The following is a 14,547-nucleotide window of genomic DNA, read 5'->3' on the forward strand; positions in this document are numbered from 1 at the left end:
TGCGCTGGTTGTTCACATTCGCCGGAACCGATACCGGATTTCGCACGCGAATGCGCGGTTTTTATCGCCCCTCGGTCCCATAGGCCGCACGGGCCGCACGGATGAAGGCCTCGACCCGGGCCGGGTCCTTGATCCCCAGGGCGCTCTCCACCCCGGTCGAGACGTCGACGGCCCTTGCGCCCGTCAGGCGGATGGCCTCGGCCACGTTGTCGGGCGTCAGCCCGCCGGAGAGCATGTAGGATATGGACGGATCGAGGGCGGCCAGGACCCGCCAGTCGAAGGCGAGCCCGTTACCGCCCGGCAACGCATCGGCCCGGCGGGGGGGCTTGGCGTCGAGGAGAAGGCGGTCGGCGGCCTCGCCGTAAGGCGCCAGGGCCGCGAGATCGGCTTCCTCGGCGATTCCCACGGCCTTCATGACCGGGCGTCCGAAGCGGGCGCGGATCTCCCGCACCCGGTCCGGGCTCTCATGGCCGTGGAGCTGGAGAAGGTCGGGATCGAGGGCCTCGACCGCCTCGGCGATCGCCTCGTCCTGCGGATCGACCAGGAGGACGACCCGCTGCGCCCGGCCCTTCGCCTGGCGCGACAGAGCCCGGCCCTGGTCGAGCTCCACATGGCGCGGGCTCCGGGAATAGCGCACGAAGCCCACGAGATCGGCGCCGGCATTCAAGGCGGCGTCCAGCGTCTCGGGGGTCGAGATCCCGCAAATCTTGATCAGGGTGTCCATGGCCGCATGTTACGACGTCTGGCCGATCCGACGCCAGACCAGCATCGCCGCAGCCAGATCCTCGAGGGCGGCGCCGACGGACTTGAACACCGTGATCGCCTCCCCGGCCCGCGCCGGCGGGCTGGCGCAGATGGAGAACAGGTCGCCCTTCAGGTGGCTCTCGGGGATGGCGCCGCTCTTCAGCGCCACGGCCACGTCGCCGCCCTCGCGCCTTGCGGCAGGCGTGTCCACATAGACCTCGCCCCGACGCAAGGCCTCGTCGTCGGCCTCGCGCATGGAGAGGTTGAAGGCGCCGACGAGGTCGAGATGCGCGCCCGCCTTCAGCCATTCGCCCTTGACGATGGGCGCGGTCGAGAGGGTCGCGCAGGAGACAAGGTCCGCCTGGCGGACCGCACCTTCGAGATCCGTCGTCACCGTCACGGGCAGGCCCTCGTCCCTAAGCTGGGCCGCGAGGCTCTCGGCCCGCTCAGGGCGGTGGTTCCAGAGCGCCACCCGGCGGATCGGGCGCTGGCTCATATGGGCGCGGATCAGGAAGGGCGCGAGGGCGCCTGACCCGACCATGACCATGCTCTCCGCATCCTTCCGGGCGAGGTGGCGCGCCGCCAGCGCCGAGGCGGCGGCCGTGCGCCACACGGTCAGCCGCGTGCCGTCGAGGGCCGCGAGCGGCTCGCCGGTCGCGCCGTCCATGAGCAGGTAGGTGCCCATGACGCTGGGAAGGCTGCGGGCGCCGTTATCGGGAAAGACCGAGACCACCTTCACGCCCACGAAGCCCTCCGCGGCCGTGGGGCCGGTCCAGGCGGGCATGAGCAGGAGCGTGGCGTCCTTCCCCGGCCGCTCGATCTCGTGATGGTGACGGACCGGCGCGACCATGTCGCCGCGAAAGGCATCGGCGAGGGCATCGACCAGGTCCGGACATGTGAGGACCCGGTCGATCTCGGCAGAAGTGATGACGCGCATGAGACTCTTAGAAGGTGGGGGTCTGGGACGACGGGAGGGACGGCAGGGACGAGGAGGGCCGGCTCTGGGTCCGCAGGCGCTCGGTCTCGCTGCGCAGCTGGGTGACCTCCCGGCGGAACTGACGGCGGGCACGCCGGTGTTTGCCCTGGGCGAGCCAGGTGGCGGTGCCGCCGATCACCACGCCCACCATCACGGCCGCGAAGATGATCGCGAAGAGGGGCAGCTGCGCGGCGATTTCCGGCGCCTCGCGCGAGAACGGATCGAGCGACAGGGTGACGGGGTCGCGGTTCGCGACGGCCAGCAGCACGATGAGAATCGCCACCGGCAGGAGAACGAGCGCCTTGAGAAACCGAATCACGAGCCCTTCCTTTCCGGGTCGATGCCTATTGCGCGACGGCGGTCTTGAGAGGTTTCGGGGCGGGATTGAGGCGCTGGCGCATCTCCTTGCCGGTCTTGAAGACGGGCACGACCTTCTCGGAGATCTCGACCGATTCGCCCGTGCGGGGATTGCGGCCGGTGCGCGCATCCCGCCGCTTCACCGAGAAGGCCCCGAAGCCGCGCAGCTCGACCCGATCCCCCCGCGCCAGGGCATCGGCGATCGTGTCGAGGATCGCGTTCACGATGTTCTCGACGTCGCGCTGATACAGATGCGGGTTCTGCTCGGCGAGCTTGAGCACCAGTTCGGATTTGATCATTGGGCGTTATATCTTTGATGCGTCTTTACTTTTCGGAAGGGTGCCAGAGCGCCAGGAGACCGTCAAGCCGCGCAGCCGCCATTCCGTCCGCGCTCCGGCGCAGGGCGCCGGCCAGATTCTCTAGGCCAGCCAGATCGGCGCCGGCGGCTGCAAGTGCGAAGATCGACAGGTCCCGGTCGCCGCGCGGCTTCCAGTCGCGCACCGGGAGGTTCCGGCGCACGCCCTTCTCCCGCTCCAGCCACGCAATGGCGTCACGCTCCGTGCCGACCGCGTCCACGAGCTTGAGAGCGACCCCCTGATGACCGCTGAAGACCTGGCCGGTGGAGACCGTGGCCAGCTCCGCGTCGTTCATGTGCCGCCGCTCGCGGACCAGGCGCTTGAACCAGTCATAGGTGTCGTTGACCACTTGCATGATGGCGGCGCGAGCCTCCGGGCTCGTGGGCGTGAAGGGGTTCGGCTCCGCCTTGAGCGGGGCGGACTTGATGGCCTCGACCTTGACCCCGACATGGTCGAGGAGCCCAGACACGTCCGGATACTGGAAGAGGACGCCGATGGAGCCCACGAGGGCGGTCTCGCGGGCCACGATGTGGTCCGTCGCCATGGCCGTGATGTAGGCGCCGGAGGCGGCCGTCCCATCCACGAAGGCGACGACCGGCTTCTTTTCGGCGAGGCGGCGGATGTTGCGGAAGATTTCCTCTGACCCCGTCGTGGTGCCGCCGGGGCTATTGATGGAGACGACCACCCCGGAGACCGCTGCCGACTCGCCCACCCGCTCCATGAGGTCCGCCAGGCGCTGGTTGCCGGTGATGAGACCATTGACCGAAATGCGCGCGATCTGGGCCCCGGCGCCGAAACCGAAGCGGTCGGAGGCCGAATAGCCCATAGCCACGATGGCCGCGATGAGGGCGAGGACCCCGACGACGCGCCAGAAGGAGATCTTGCGGCGCAAACGGCGGCGGTCGGCGATGGCTTCGGCGTCGATCGGCATCGGTTCGTCTCGTGATTCCGGCGAGCCCAGGGGACTTCGCCTCAAGCTCCTGTTCGGATTCACCAAATCCGAACGCGGCGCAAGGTTTCGTGGCACGGTCCCGGCGGACCGGATTCGGCCGGGAGGATGTGCTTAGGACGGAACCAGATAGGGCGGCAAGTCGGCAATCCAATGAAAGTCCGCCCCTTTTCGGGAGCCTGGACCGTCCACCTACCGCTCGACGACCACCCGGGTGCCCACCGTGACATGCTCGTAGAGGTCGATGATGTCCTCGTTGAACATGCGGATGCAGCCGTAGGACGCATAGGTGCCGATGGAGGCCCGGCGGTTGGTGCCGTGGATGGCATATTCGTCCCGGTCCAGGGTCAGCGCCCGGGCGCCCATGGGGTTGTTGGCAGCGCCGCCGGGAATGACGTCCGGCAGGCGTGGATTGTCCCGCTTCACCTCGAGGGGCGGCGACCAGGCGGGCTTCACGTATTTCCCGTCGACGCGCGCCTCGCCGAACCATTGCTTGCCCGGCTTGCCGACCGCCACCGGATAGCGCAGGGCCGTGCCGTCGTGGCGCACATAGTAGAGCTTGCGCTCCCCGGTGCGGATCAGGATCGTCCCAGGAGAAACGGAGCCGTCGAAGGGTACCAGCTCGCGGGCCTCGGGCGCTGTCCCGAAGCCCATCGTGCCGGAGATCAAGGCCGCGAGGGCCAGCAAGCCCTTCAAACCCAAGCCCCTGCCCGTCCTCCGCCCGTCCATGGTCCGTCCCTCCTCCGGCAAGCTGCGCAGGAGTGAGACGCGAAACGAACCGCGACGGTTCCGGTTTGAGGCTCAGCCTCTGGTCAGATGACCGGGTCCCAGGCCAGCATGGGGTCGGCCGTGCTCTCCTGGACCGTACGGGGCGCGCGGTTCGTCATGCGGGCATAGAGCCGCTTCACGGTGGCGCTCGCGGTCGTCACGCACAGGAAGGGCAGGAAGGCGTGGACAAGGGCCGCAAGGCCGGCCGCCAGCAAGGGGCCGGCGAAGCTCAGCGCCACGCCCATATGCTCGAAATAGGTCTCGCCGACGGAATCGGGATGCGCGGTGAACAGCGTCTTCAAGGACATGGCGTTGCTCCCTTCAGGGGAGCGCCATGGTAGTGGCAGGGCCATCGCGGCTCAAGCGCCCCATTCGGGCAGGTTTCAGGCCCGCTTCACGCCGGCGATCAGGATGCCTCCGGCCCCAAAGAACAGGATCAGCACGGCGGGGCCGGCCGCCTGGGTCTGGAACAGCGCGGTGGCGACCGCGACCGTGAGCGGCGCCAGGAAGGACGTGACCTTGCCCGAGAGGGCGAGGAGCCCGAAATAGCGCCCCGCCTCATGGGCGGGCACGAGCCGGGCCAGGAGGCTGCGCGAGGACGCCTGGAGCGGCCCCGCGACGGCGCCGATCAGGAGGCCGAGGGCCAGGAAGAGCTTTTCCGGAGCGGTGCCGTAGAGGCCGTCGCCGGGCACGGCCGGGGCCGTCGGCACGACGAAGAGCACATGGTCCGCCCCCAGCGACAGGACGCCCAGGCAGACGACGCACAGGGTCGCGATGGCCCCGAGAATCACGGGCTTCGCGCCGAAGCGGTCGTCCAGACGCCCGCCCACGAGGGCCCCGAGGGTCCCCGTGACCGTGAGCAGGATGCCGAAGACCCCGAGCTCCGTGGCCTGCCAGCCGAAAACCCCCGCGCCATAGATTCCGCCGAACGCGAACAGCGCCACGAGGGCATCCTGGTAGACCATGTTGGCGAGGAGGAAGCGGCCGACGCTCTCGTGCCGCCGCGCATCCGCGATGGTGCTCGCCACCTGCGCGAAACTCCTGCGGACGGCCGCGCGCAGGCTCAAGGACGAGCGGGCGATGTCGGGCGTGAGGAGGAAGAGCGGCAGGACGAAGAGCAGGAACCACACGGCCGAGAACGGGCCGGTGATCCGGTCCCCCTCCCGCAATCCCGCATCGAGGCCGAAGAGCGGCGCGACGCCGATCACGGTCCGGCCGGTCTCCGGGTTGGCGGCCAGGAAGCCGAGCACGATCACCAGGGAGACGAGGCCGCCGAGATAGCCGACCGCCCAACCCGTGCCCGAGAGCCGTCCGAACCGCTCCGGCGGCACGAGGTGCGGGATCATGGCATTGTTGAACACCGCCGCGACCTCGACCGCGACGGTCCCGATCCCGAACCCGACGAGGGCCACCGGAATGGCGTAAGGCATGCCCGGCGCCGCGAACCAGAGGGCGAACGAAGAGGCGAAGAGCACGAGGCCGCAGGCGGCGATCCACGGCTTCTTCGGGCCCGTGGCGTCCGCAATCGAGCCCAGGATGGGCGACAGGAACGCCAGAACGAGACCCGCGCAGGCCGTCGCGTAGCCCCACAGGCTCTGCCCCGTCACCGGATCGGGCGCGAGCGCGGCCGCGAAGAAGGGCGCGAATACGAAGGTGGTCACGAGGGTGAAGAAGGGCTGGCAGGCCCAGTCGAACAGGAGCCACCCGAGGAGGGCCGGCCGGGAAGCCATGCCCTTCGGCCGCGCGGCCACGGCGGGCCGGGGCGGAAGAGCCGTGGGCGGGAGAGATTCCAGGACGTCGCGGTCGTTCATGGAATCTCCATAGAGCATCGTGCGGAAAAGTGGACCCGGTTTTCTTCCTCGACGATGTTCTCGCTATCCTGAAAACAGCGGGCCCGACAGTGGATTTGCACTGCCGGGCCCGCTGTTTTGATTGGCCAGGCGCGTCAGGTCCGCGCCAGATCTCCGAGGAGGCTTGCGGCCACCGTGACCTTCGAGAGGCTCAGGCCCGACCGGACGATGCTGTCGACCGCGTTGCGGATGCGGCTGACATCCGCTCCCCGCCTCTCGCTCCAGGCGTCCACGGCCTCCTGTCCGGAGGCCTCCTGCGCGGCCACTTCGGCCGTCAGGTTCCGGTGGGCGGACGCGATGCTGTCGATGGCCCGGTCGAGGGCGAGACGGTCGAAGTAGTCGCTCACGTTGATCTCCCGCGCGGCGCCGATGAGGGAGCCGAGGCGGAAGGCGCCCTCCAGGGCGAAGTGGATGCGGGAGATGTCCTGCACCGGCTTGCCGGTCCGGTGCGCCGTGAGCACGATATCGGGCGCCGCGACGAGATCCGGCAGCGCCGCGAGCCGGCGCGCCAGCTCCTCAGGCACGCCCTGCTCGACGAGAGCTTTCACTCGCGCATCCCAGGCGTCCAGGGCCTCCTGGGCGAGGGTGTCGCGCAGGCCGCGCTCGACTTCCGCAATGCCGGCCGCATAGGTGCCGATCACCTCGTCGAGGGTCGTGGCCGTGAAGTCGACATTGCGGATGAACCAGACGATCCGGTTCATGAGTAGATCCTGGAGCTCCCCGTAGAGCTGGAGCTGCAGGGCGCCCGGCACCACGCCGTCGAGAGCGTCGATGGCGACGTTGAGTTCCGTGAGGCCGAAGGAATCCCGCGTCGCCGCGTAAGCCGCCGCGATGGTGGGCGCATCGGCGCCGGTCTGGTCGACGAGACGCGCCACGATGGTCGCGCCGCCGCGGTTGATGATCGCGTTGGCGAGCTGGGTCGCGATGATCTCGCGGCGCAGCCGGTGTCCCGCGATGGCATCGGGGAAGCGCTCGCGCATCTCCTCCGGGAAGTAGCGGTCGAGCTCCTTGCCGAGATAGGGATCGTCCGGCACCGGGCTTTCCAGAAGCTCGTCGTGCAGGGAGAGCTTGGCATAGGCGAGCAGCACAGCGATCTCGGGCCGCGTCAGCCCCTCGCCCCGCCGGGCGCGCTCCGCGAGAGCGGCGTCGTCCGGCAGGTATTCCACGGCACGGTTAAGGCGGCCCTCCGCCTCGAGCATATGCATGAGGCGGCGCGCGAAGCCCATATCGGCGAGGCTGCGCCGCTCGGTGAGCGAGAGCGCCAGGGTCTGCAGGTAGTTGTTGCGCAGCACCAGGCGGGCGACCTCGTCGGTCATGTCGACGAGGAGCTCGTTGCGCGCATCGAAGGACAGCTTCCCGTCCCGCTCCGGCACGGCCAGCGCGATCTTGATGTTCACCTCCACGTCGGAGGTGTTGACGCCGGCCGAGTTGTCGATGGCGTCGGTGTTGAGGCGTACGCCCGACCGCGCGGCCTCGATGCGCCCGCGCTGGGTCATGCCGAGATTGGCGCCCTCGCCGATCACCTGCGCCCGCACTTCCGTGCCGGCGATGCGGATCGCGTCGTTGGCGCGGTCGCCCACCTGCTCGTCCGTCTCGGTCGAGGCGCGGATATAGGTGCCGATGCCGCCGAACCAGAGCAGGCCGACCGGCGCCCTCAAGATCGCGCTCATCACCTCGCTCGGCGCGGCCTCGGCCTTGTCGAAGCCGAGCACGGCGCGCACCTCCTCGGAGAGCGGGATGGACTTGGCGCTGCGGGCGAACACACCGCCGCCCTTGGAGATCAGGCCCTTGTCGTAATCCTGCCAGCTGGAGCGCGGGAGGTTGAACAGGCGCTCGCGCTCCTTCCAGGCGGCCTCCGGATCCGGATTCGGATCGAGGAAGATGTCCCGGTGGTCGAAGGCCGCCACCAGCTTGATGGACTGCGAGAGCAGCATGCCGTTGCCGAACACGTCGCCCGACATGTCGCCCACGCCCGCCACCGTCACCGGCTCGGACTGGATGTCCACGTCCATCTCGCGGAAATGGCGCTTCACGGCCTCCCAGGCGCCCCGGGCCGTAATGCCCATGCCCTTGTGGTCATAGCCGTGGCTGCCGCCGGACGCGAAGGCATCGCCCAGCCAATGATGCTTCTCGGCCGAGAGTGCGTTCGCGGTGTCCGAGAAGGTGGCCGTGCCCTTGTCGGCCGCCACCACGAGATAGGGATCGTCCCCGTCGTGCCGCACGGTCTCGGCGGGCGGCACGACGTGGTCGCCTTCGATATTGTCGGTCAGCTGCAGGAGCGTGCGCACGAAGATGCGGTAGCTCTCCGTGCCCTCGGCGAGCCAGGCCTGCCGGTCGCTCGCCGGCGGCAGCTGCTTGGGCACGAAGCCGCCCTTGGCGCCGACCGGCACAATGACGGCGTTCTTGACCTGCTGCGCCTTGACGAGGCCGAGCACCTCGGTGCGGAAATCCTGCGGCCGGTCGGACCAGCGCAGGCCGCCGCGCGCCACCTTGCCGTAGCGCATGTGGACGCCTTCGACCCGCGGCGAATAGACGAAAATCTCGTAGAGCGGCTTCGGCAGGGGCAGGCCGTCAACCCGGGCGCATTCGAACTTGAACGCGATGGTCTGGCGCGGCAGGCCGTTCCCTTCGAGCTGGAAGAAATTGGTGCGCACCGCCGCCTCGATGAGGTTGATGAAGCGGCGCAGGATGCGGTCGTCGTCGAGGCTCGTGACCTGCTTGAGCATCTCCTCGATCTCGGCGCGCAGGGCAGCCTCGGCAGAGGCGCGCTCCCCGGCATCCTCGACCCGCGGATCGAAGCGGGCATAGAACAGCTCGACGATCTTCACCGCGATGGCGCTGTGGCGCGCCAGGGTGCCGGCGAGGTAGTCCTGCGCATAAGGAATGCGGATCTGGCGCAGGTAGCGGCCGAAGGCGCGCACCATGGCGACGTCGCGCCAGCCGAGGCCCGCCTCGAGGACGAGGCGGTTGAAGGCGTCCGATTCGGCGAGGCCGCGGAACAGGGCGAGCAGCGCCGCCTCGATCAGGTCCTGGATCTCATCGATCGCGATGGGCCCGCCGGAGGCGCGCTCCAGGGTCATGTCATGGAGCCAGACCCGGTCCATGCCGGTGACGCCAGAAGACAGGACCCGGTAGGTTCTCTCGTTGACGACGCGGAAGCCGAGATTCTCCAGGAGCGGCACGCGCTCCGAGAGCGGCAGCGCCGTGGCGCGCGAGAACACCTTGAGATGGACGCGGGTCTCGTCGTCGGCCTCGCGGCGGTAGAGATCCACCGCCCGCGGACGGGTCTCGGAGAGCTGTTCGAGAATCGCGATGTCGGCGATCGCCTGCTCGGCCCCGAAGGCCTCGCGGTAGGCGGCGCTGAAGGCATGGGCGTAGCGAGCCGCGAGCGCCCGGGCGCGAGCGCCGCCCAGGGTGTCGTCGAGCTGGCCGCGCAGCGCGTCGCTCCAGGTGCGCACGATGCCGGCGATCCCGGCTTCCAGGGTCTCGCGGGGGATCTTCGGCGTCTCGCCCTCGTCGCGGCCGATGATGTAATGGGTGCGCGCCAGCGGGCCTTCCGGATAGGCGGGATAGGAGGCGGAAACGCGGCCCTCGTAGACGCTGGCCAGGAACTCGCCGATGCGCCGGCGCGCATCCGTGTCGTAGCGGTCCTTGGGCACATAGACGAGCACGGACACAAAGCGGTCGAACTGGTCCGCCCGGGCGAGCGCCCGGATCCGCGGCCGCTCCGACAGGCTCATGATGTCGAGGGCGAAGTGGTAGAGCGTGTCCTCGTCGATCTGGAAGAGCTCGTCGCGGGGATAGTTCTCGAGCACGTTCAGGAGCGAGCGGCCCGAATAGCTCGACGGATCGAACCCGGCGCGGGCCACGATCTTCGCCACCTTATGGCGCAGATAGGGGACCTCGCCGGTGGTGTTGGTGTAGGCGCTCGCCGTGAAGAGACCCACGATGCGCAGCTCGCCCTGGAGATGCCCGTCGCCGTCGAACAGCTTCACGCCGATGTAATCGAGATGGGCGCGGCGATGCACGCGGGACTTGACGTTCGCCTTGGCGATGATGAGCGCCTTCGGCTGCTCCAGGAAGGTGCGGATCTCGGGCGTCATGGCCACGAGCTCGCGGCCGCGGCGCAGCACCTTCACGGACGGATCGCGCAGAAGGCCCAGCCCCGAGCCCTCCACCGGGTCGGCGGCCGTGTCGCCGAGGGGCAGGCGGTATTCGCGCAGGCCCAGGAAGGTGAAGTTGTCCTGGGCGATCCAGTCGAGGAACGCGACCGCCTCCTGCACCTCGTCCTTGGGCAGCGGCGGCGGATGCAGCCGGTAGTTCTGGACGAGCTCGGTGACGCGGGCCCGCATGCCGGGCCAGTCGTGCACCGCGAGGGCCACGTCCTTGTAGACGCGCCGCATGGCCTCGGTGAGGCGCTCGCGCGCCTCCGTGTCGTCGATGCGGGGCAGATGGATATGGATGAAGCTCTCGCGCTTCACGCCGGTCTGAGTGTGGGCGGTCGCCTCGCCGAGGAGGCGCACGAGCGCTCCGCTCCGGTCACGTTCCACGGCCAGGATCGGGTGAGCGACGAGGAGCGGCTCGTAGCCCTCGTCCACCAGCTCGGCGAGGGTGGAATCGAGCAGGAAGGGCATGTTGTCGTTGACGACCTCGAGGATCGTCACGTCGCGCCGGCGACCCTCGCGCTCCACCTCGAGATCGATCAGGCGGATATCCGCGCCGGTCTCCGGGCGGGGCGCCTTGAGGTGCTCATAGGCTTCGGAGGCGAGCTCGGCGAGAGCCTGGGGCGAATAGGACGCAAGGTCCTCGGAAGGCACCCGGCCGAACAGCACATGCAGGAAAGTCGGGGGCACATCCGTGTGCCCGGTCTCGAGCACGGCGACGGCCTGGGCCGTCAGTTCGCCTCCGCTGGTGGAAGGGTCCAGCTTCATGCGCGCATCCTCGCTTATGATCGTTGCGGGAGCGTTGCCACAGACAGACCGCACAAGCAACCGAAGCCTGCGATTCTGCCCATGCGGCAGGCAATTTGATGAAATTCGCGACAGTTTAGGCTGCTTCGGCCCGTGAGGACGACAGATTCGGGTCCTTCAGATTCGCATCGCCCCAGGCCTTCATGGCGAGGAGCACGGGTTCCAGGCTGCGGCCGAGCGCCGAGAGGTCGTAATCCACCCGCGGCGGCACCTGGGCATAGACCGTGCGGGTCACGAGCCCGTCGGCCTCCAGCTCCCGGAGCTGGTTCGTCAGCATCCGCTGGGTGACGCCGGGCAGGAGGCGGCGGATCTCGTTGAAGCGCAGGGTGCCGCGCAGCAGCTTGTAGAGGATCACGATCTTCCACTTGCCGTCGATCAGGTTGAGGGTCGCCTCCACCGAGCAGGTCGTGGGAGCGGGCGGCTTGCGGGCAGGGCGGGCCATCAACGGTATCCTTTTCGACACTATGTGCGCGAAATGTGCGTTCTTGCGCCAAGGATGCGTATGACCCAACCTGATCGCAAGGGAAAACGACCCCAGATCAGGAGATCGTCCGTGACATCCACCATGCGCGCCGTTGCCTATCGTGAGCCCCTTCCGGTCGAGGCCGAGGCCTCCCTGATCGACATCGATGTGCCGGTGCCACGGCCCGAGGGGCGCGACCTCCTGGTCGAAGTGAGAGCCGTCTCGGTCAATCCGGTAGACGTGAAGGTCCGCTCCAAAGTGGCGCCGGAGCCGGGAGCGGCGCGGATTCTCGGCTTCGACGCTGCCGGCATCGTCCGCGAGGCGGGTTCCGGCGCGAGCCTGTTCCGGCCGGGCGACGAGGTCTTCTATGCGGGCTCCCTCGTCCGCCCCGGCACGAATGCCGAGTTCCACCTCGTGGACGAGCGCCTCGTGGGGCGAAAGCCCAAAACCCTCGATTTCGCCCAGGCGGCCGCCCTGCCCCTGACCTCCCTGACCGCCTGGGAGACCCTGTTCGACCGTATCGACATCCGGAAGCCCGTTCCGGGCGCAGCGCCCGCGCTCCTGATCGTCGGCGCGGCCGGCGGTGTCGGGTCCATGGCGATCCAGCTCGCCCGCCGGCTTACCGACCTCACGGTGATCGCCACCGCATCCCGGCCCGAGACGCAGGCCTGGACCCGGGAGCTCGGCGCCCACCACGTGATCGACCACCGCAGGCCCCTCGGCGAGCAGGTTCAGGCGCTCGGCCTCGGGGCCCCGGCCTTCGTGTTTTCCATCACTCACACGGACACGCATTTCCCGGCCATCGCAGACCTTGTCGCGCCGCAGGGAAGGATCGGCGTGATCGACGATCCGGTCGGGATCGACGTGACCCTGCTCAAGCGCAAGAGCGTGTCCCTGCATTGGGAATCCATGTTCACCCGCTCGACCTTCCAGACCGCCGACATGGACCGTCAGCATGCCATCCTGGACGAGGTCGCCCGGCTGGTGGATGCGGGAGAAATCCGGACCACGCTCGCCGAGACCTTCGGCCCCGTCAGCGCGGCCAATCTCCGGCGGGCGCACGGCTTCATCGAGAGCGGCAAGGCCCGGGGCAAGATCGTGCTGGAAGGATTTTGAGCAGAGGCCGGACACCGACGGTGGGGTCCAGGCCAAAAGAAAGCCGCCCTGAGCAGGCGGCTTTTGCACTCGACGTGGACGAGGCCCGGTCCATCGAAACACCCCGGGGGCTGGGGGGCTGACGTGTCCAGGGCGGCCGACAGACCGGGCCGTCGAGGCAACGCTAGGCTTATCGGCTCCCACTGGGGCTGCGGCGCGGCATGATTGCGGCGAAAATAAGATTTGGCTGACAAACCCGCGAGAACGGCCGCATCCGCGGGGGTTGCGCCCGCCGCCGGGGAGACCCATCATCTGGCTAACGATGTTCGTTCCCCGGAGGAAAAATGAGCGAAGGTGATTTCGCGGAGCCGCTTCGCGGTGGCCTGGCCTCCCATTCGGGCCATGTGCTTCCGTTTCCGGCCACCGCATCCAGAACCGTCTCGTTCGACCGACAGGAACTCCAGACCATCCTCAATCTCTACGGACGCAAGGTCGCTGAAGGCGAATGGCGCGACTACGCCATGGATTTCCTGCCCGAAAAGGCCGTCTTCTCCATCTTCCGCCGCACCTCCGAAATGCCGCTCTACCGGATCGAGAAAGTGCCCAAGCTCGCCCGCCGCCAGGGCGCCTATGCGGTGGTCGCCTCGTCCGGCCTCATCCTCAAACGCGGGCACGAGCTTCCCCTGGTGCTGCGCGCCCTCGACAAGCCTCTGAAGGTGGTCTCCTGAGAAAGCCTCCGGGGCTCACGGCTTTTCGTCCGGCAGCGCCAGAAGCCACACGCTTGAAGCCAGGATGCCGGCAATCGCGATCCACAGAACAGGCCTGATGCCGATCATATCGGCGGCGGTGCCCGCCACCAGGGCTGCCACGAGACCGAGGCCGCCCGTGAGAAGGTGGAAGGTTCCGCCCTCGCGTCCCCGAAGAGCCTCCGGCGTCACGTTCTGGCGAAGGGTGGTGGCGTTGGTGAAGAAGATCACCCAGATCCCGTCGCCAAGGAGCTGGGACACGCACAAGAGGATTGCCGCCGTCCAGAAGGCCCCTCCGGCAAGCGGAATGAACGCGAGGACGAGGCCATAGGCCAGGATGAGCCCCATCAGAAGGCGGCGCATCCGGATGCGCCGTCCTGCAGCCTCCGCATAGCGCGCGCCGACGATGGCGCTGATTCCGCCAAGCGCAATGATGAGGCCGAGCGGGCCGGGCGCGATTCCGAGCTCGCGCACCGCATAGAGCACATAGAGGGGCGCGAAGAACGACAGGAAGAAGGTGAGCGTCGCCAGGCACAGGGTCAGCGGGCGCAGCACCGGATGCGAGAAGACGAAACCGAGTCCCTCCTTCGTCTCGCGCCAGAGGTCGGGAGCATGATCCTCCGCCTGGCAGACCGGCTCGACCCGGCGGATCGAGGCAAGCAGCACCGCCGACCAGAGATAGGACAGGGCATCGAACAGGAGCGCGACCGGAGCCGTCAAAAGCTGGATCGCGACGCCCGCGAGCGCCGGCCCGGCGACCTCGGCCACCGCATCGGTGGTGGCGAGTTTCGCATTGCCCTCGAGGAGCTGCTCCTTCTCCACCACGGTCGGCAGATAGGCGTTGTCCGCCGTCTGGAAGACCATGGAGAACAGGGCCACCACGGCCGCCACGCCCATGACCTGCCCTATGGTGATCGTACCGAGCCAGGCCATGACCGGCAGCGTGACCAGGGCGGCGGCACGGACGAGGTCTGCCAGGATCAGGACACGTCGGCGACGGGTCCGGTCGATCCATGCCCCGGCGAAGGGGCTGAGGAGGACGCCCGGCAGGGCGCTGAGCGCCACCAGGAGCCCGAGATCGGTGGCGGACGCGTCGAGCAGCAGGGCCGCGATGATCGGCAGCCCCTCACGGGTGAAGCGCGCCCCGACGGCCGAAAGGCTTTGGGCTGCCCAGAGCCTCATGAAGTCGGGATTGCGCCAGAGCCCGCCTCTGGCGGCCAGGAAGGACCGGAACATGGAATGAGCCTCGGGACAGCGGCCGGCATCGCGGCCT

The 14,547-nt window shown here is 68.6% G+C and carries 13 protein-coding genes; 2 read left to right on the top strand and 11 right to left on the bottom strand.

The genetic code is table 11. The features are described 5' to 3' along the window. Positions 1–61: 61 nt before the first annotated feature. From C4E04_RS19525 to C4E04_RS19570, 10 genes are all read right to left on the bottom strand, one after another. A complete protein-coding gene (locus C4E04_RS19525) occupies positions 62–724 on the bottom strand; it encodes a phosphoribosylanthranilate isomerase (protein WP_109600183.1) in 663 nt (220 codons plus the stop codon). 9 nt (positions 725–733) lie between these two features. Beyond that, positions 734–1,681, bottom strand: coding sequence for an ornithine cyclodeaminase family protein (locus C4E04_RS19530; protein ID WP_109600185.1), 948 nt, complete (start codon positions 1,679–1,681; stop codon positions 734–736). Between the two features lie 7 nt (positions 1,682–1,688). Beyond that, positions 1,689–2,039 (bottom strand): lipopolysaccharide assembly protein LapA domain-containing protein, encoded by a 351-nt coding sequence (locus tag C4E04_RS19535; RefSeq protein WP_109600187.1) that lies wholly within the window; start codon positions 2,037–2,039, stop codon positions 1,689–1,691. 25 nt (positions 2,040–2,064) lie between these two features. Next, a complete protein-coding gene (gene ihfB, locus C4E04_RS19540) occupies positions 2,065–2,376 on the bottom strand; it encodes an integration host factor subunit beta (RefSeq protein WP_109600189.1) in 312 nt (103 codons plus the stop codon). A gap of 25 nt (positions 2,377–2,401) precedes the next feature. Next, positions 2,402–3,364: a signal peptide peptidase SppA gene (gene sppA / locus C4E04_RS19545; RefSeq protein ID WP_109600191.1), complete on the bottom strand. Its 963-nt coding sequence runs from the start codon at positions 3,362–3,364 to the stop codon at positions 2,402–2,404. A 210-nt stretch (positions 3,365–3,574) separates the two neighbouring features. Beyond that, the gene (locus tag C4E04_RS19550; protein WP_109601323.1) at positions 3,575–4,036 is read right to left on the bottom strand and encodes a L,D-transpeptidase; all 462 of its coding nucleotides are present in this window, start codon (positions 4,034–4,036) and stop codon (positions 3,575–3,577) included. A 158-nt stretch (positions 4,037–4,194) separates the two neighbouring features. Beyond that, positions 4,195–4,458, bottom strand: a complete 264-nt coding sequence (locus tag C4E04_RS19555) for a DUF6356 family protein (protein WP_109600193.1) — start codon at positions 4,456–4,458, stop codon at positions 4,195–4,197. Between the two features lie 75 nt (positions 4,459–4,533). After that, the gene (locus C4E04_RS19560; RefSeq protein WP_109601325.1) at positions 4,534–5,961 is read right to left on the bottom strand and encodes an MFS transporter; all 1,428 of its coding nucleotides are present in this window, start codon (positions 5,959–5,961) and stop codon (positions 4,534–4,536) included. Positions 5,962–6,095: 134 nt separating this feature from the next. Further along, the gene (locus C4E04_RS19565) at positions 6,096–10,931 is read right to left on the bottom strand and encodes an NAD-glutamate dehydrogenase (protein WP_109600195.1); all 4,836 of its coding nucleotides are present in this window, start codon (positions 10,929–10,931) and stop codon (positions 6,096–6,098) included. 115 nt (positions 10,932–11,046) lie between these two features. Beyond that, positions 11,047–11,412: a helix-turn-helix domain-containing protein gene (locus tag C4E04_RS19570; protein ID WP_109600197.1), complete on the bottom strand. Its 366-nt coding sequence runs from the start codon at positions 11,410–11,412 to the stop codon at positions 11,047–11,049. A 123-nt stretch (positions 11,413–11,535) separates the two neighbouring features. Between C4E04_RS19570 and C4E04_RS19575 the strand changes: the two genes are divergently transcribed. Both C4E04_RS19575 and C4E04_RS19580 read left to right on the top strand, forming a co-directional pair. Continuing rightward, positions 11,536–12,549: a zinc-binding alcohol dehydrogenase family protein gene (locus C4E04_RS19575; RefSeq protein ID WP_109600199.1), complete on the top strand. Its 1,014-nt coding sequence runs from the start codon at positions 11,536–11,538 to the stop codon at positions 12,547–12,549. Between the two features lie 323 nt (positions 12,550–12,872). Then, entirely contained in the window at positions 12,873–13,256 is a 384-nt protein-coding gene (locus C4E04_RS19580; protein ID WP_109600201.1) for a DUF2794 domain-containing protein, read from the top strand. Positions 13,257–13,271: 15 nt separating this feature from the next. Here the strand turns inward: C4E04_RS19580 and C4E04_RS19585 are convergent, their stop codons facing one another. Further along, complete coding sequence (locus C4E04_RS19585) at positions 13,272–14,510, bottom strand: MFS transporter (protein ID WP_109600203.1); 1,239 nt, start codon at positions 14,508–14,510, stop codon at positions 13,272–13,274. Between the last annotated feature and the right edge of the window lie 37 nt (positions 14,511–14,547).

Origin of the sequence: Microvirga sp. 17 mud 1-3 (assembly GCF_003151255.1) — a bacterium.
Lineage (GTDB): Bacteria > Pseudomonadota > Alphaproteobacteria > Rhizobiales > Beijerinckiaceae > Microvirga.

Coding starts and splice junctions, on each gene's coding strand:
- C4E04_RS19525 (WP_109600183.1), bottom strand. CDS start 724: ATGGACACCCTGATCAAGATTTGCGGGATCTCGACCCCCGAGACGCTG.
- C4E04_RS19530 (WP_109600185.1), bottom strand. CDS start 1,681: ATGCGCGTCATCACTTCTGCCGAGATCGACCGGGTCCTCACATGTCCG.
- ihfB (WP_109600189.1), bottom strand. CDS start 2,376: ATGATCAAATCCGAACTGGTGCTCAAGCTCGCCGAGCAGAACCCGCAT.
- sppA (WP_109600191.1), bottom strand. CDS start 3,364: ATGCCGATCGACGCCGAAGCCATCGCCGACCGCCGCCGTTTGCGCCGC.
- C4E04_RS19550 (WP_109601323.1), bottom strand. CDS start 4,036: ATGGGCTTCGGGACAGCGCCCGAGGCCCGCGAGCTGGTACCCTTCGAC.
- C4E04_RS19555 (WP_109600193.1), bottom strand. CDS start 4,458: ATGTCCTTGAAGACGCTGTTCACCGCGCATCCCGATTCCGTCGGCGAG.
- C4E04_RS19560 (WP_109601325.1), bottom strand. CDS start 5,961: ATGAACGACCGCGACGTCCTGGAATCTCTCCCGCCCACGGCTCTTCCG.
- C4E04_RS19565 (WP_109600195.1), bottom strand. CDS start 10,931: ATGAAGCTGGACCCTTCCACCAGCGGAGGCGAACTGACGGCCCAGGCC.
- C4E04_RS19570 (WP_109600197.1), bottom strand. CDS start 11,412: ATGGCCCGCCCTGCCCGCAAGCCGCCCGCTCCCACGACCTGCTCGGTG.
- C4E04_RS19575 (WP_109600199.1), top strand. CDS start 11,536: ATGCGCGCCGTTGCCTATCGTGAGCCCCTTCCGGTCGAGGCCGAGGCC.
- C4E04_RS19580 (WP_109600201.1), top strand. CDS start 12,873: ATGAGCGAAGGTGATTTCGCGGAGCCGCTTCGCGGTGGCCTGGCCTCC.
- C4E04_RS19585 (WP_109600203.1), bottom strand. CDS start 14,510: ATGTTCCGGTCCTTCCTGGCCGCCAGAGGCGGGCTCTGGCGCAATCCC.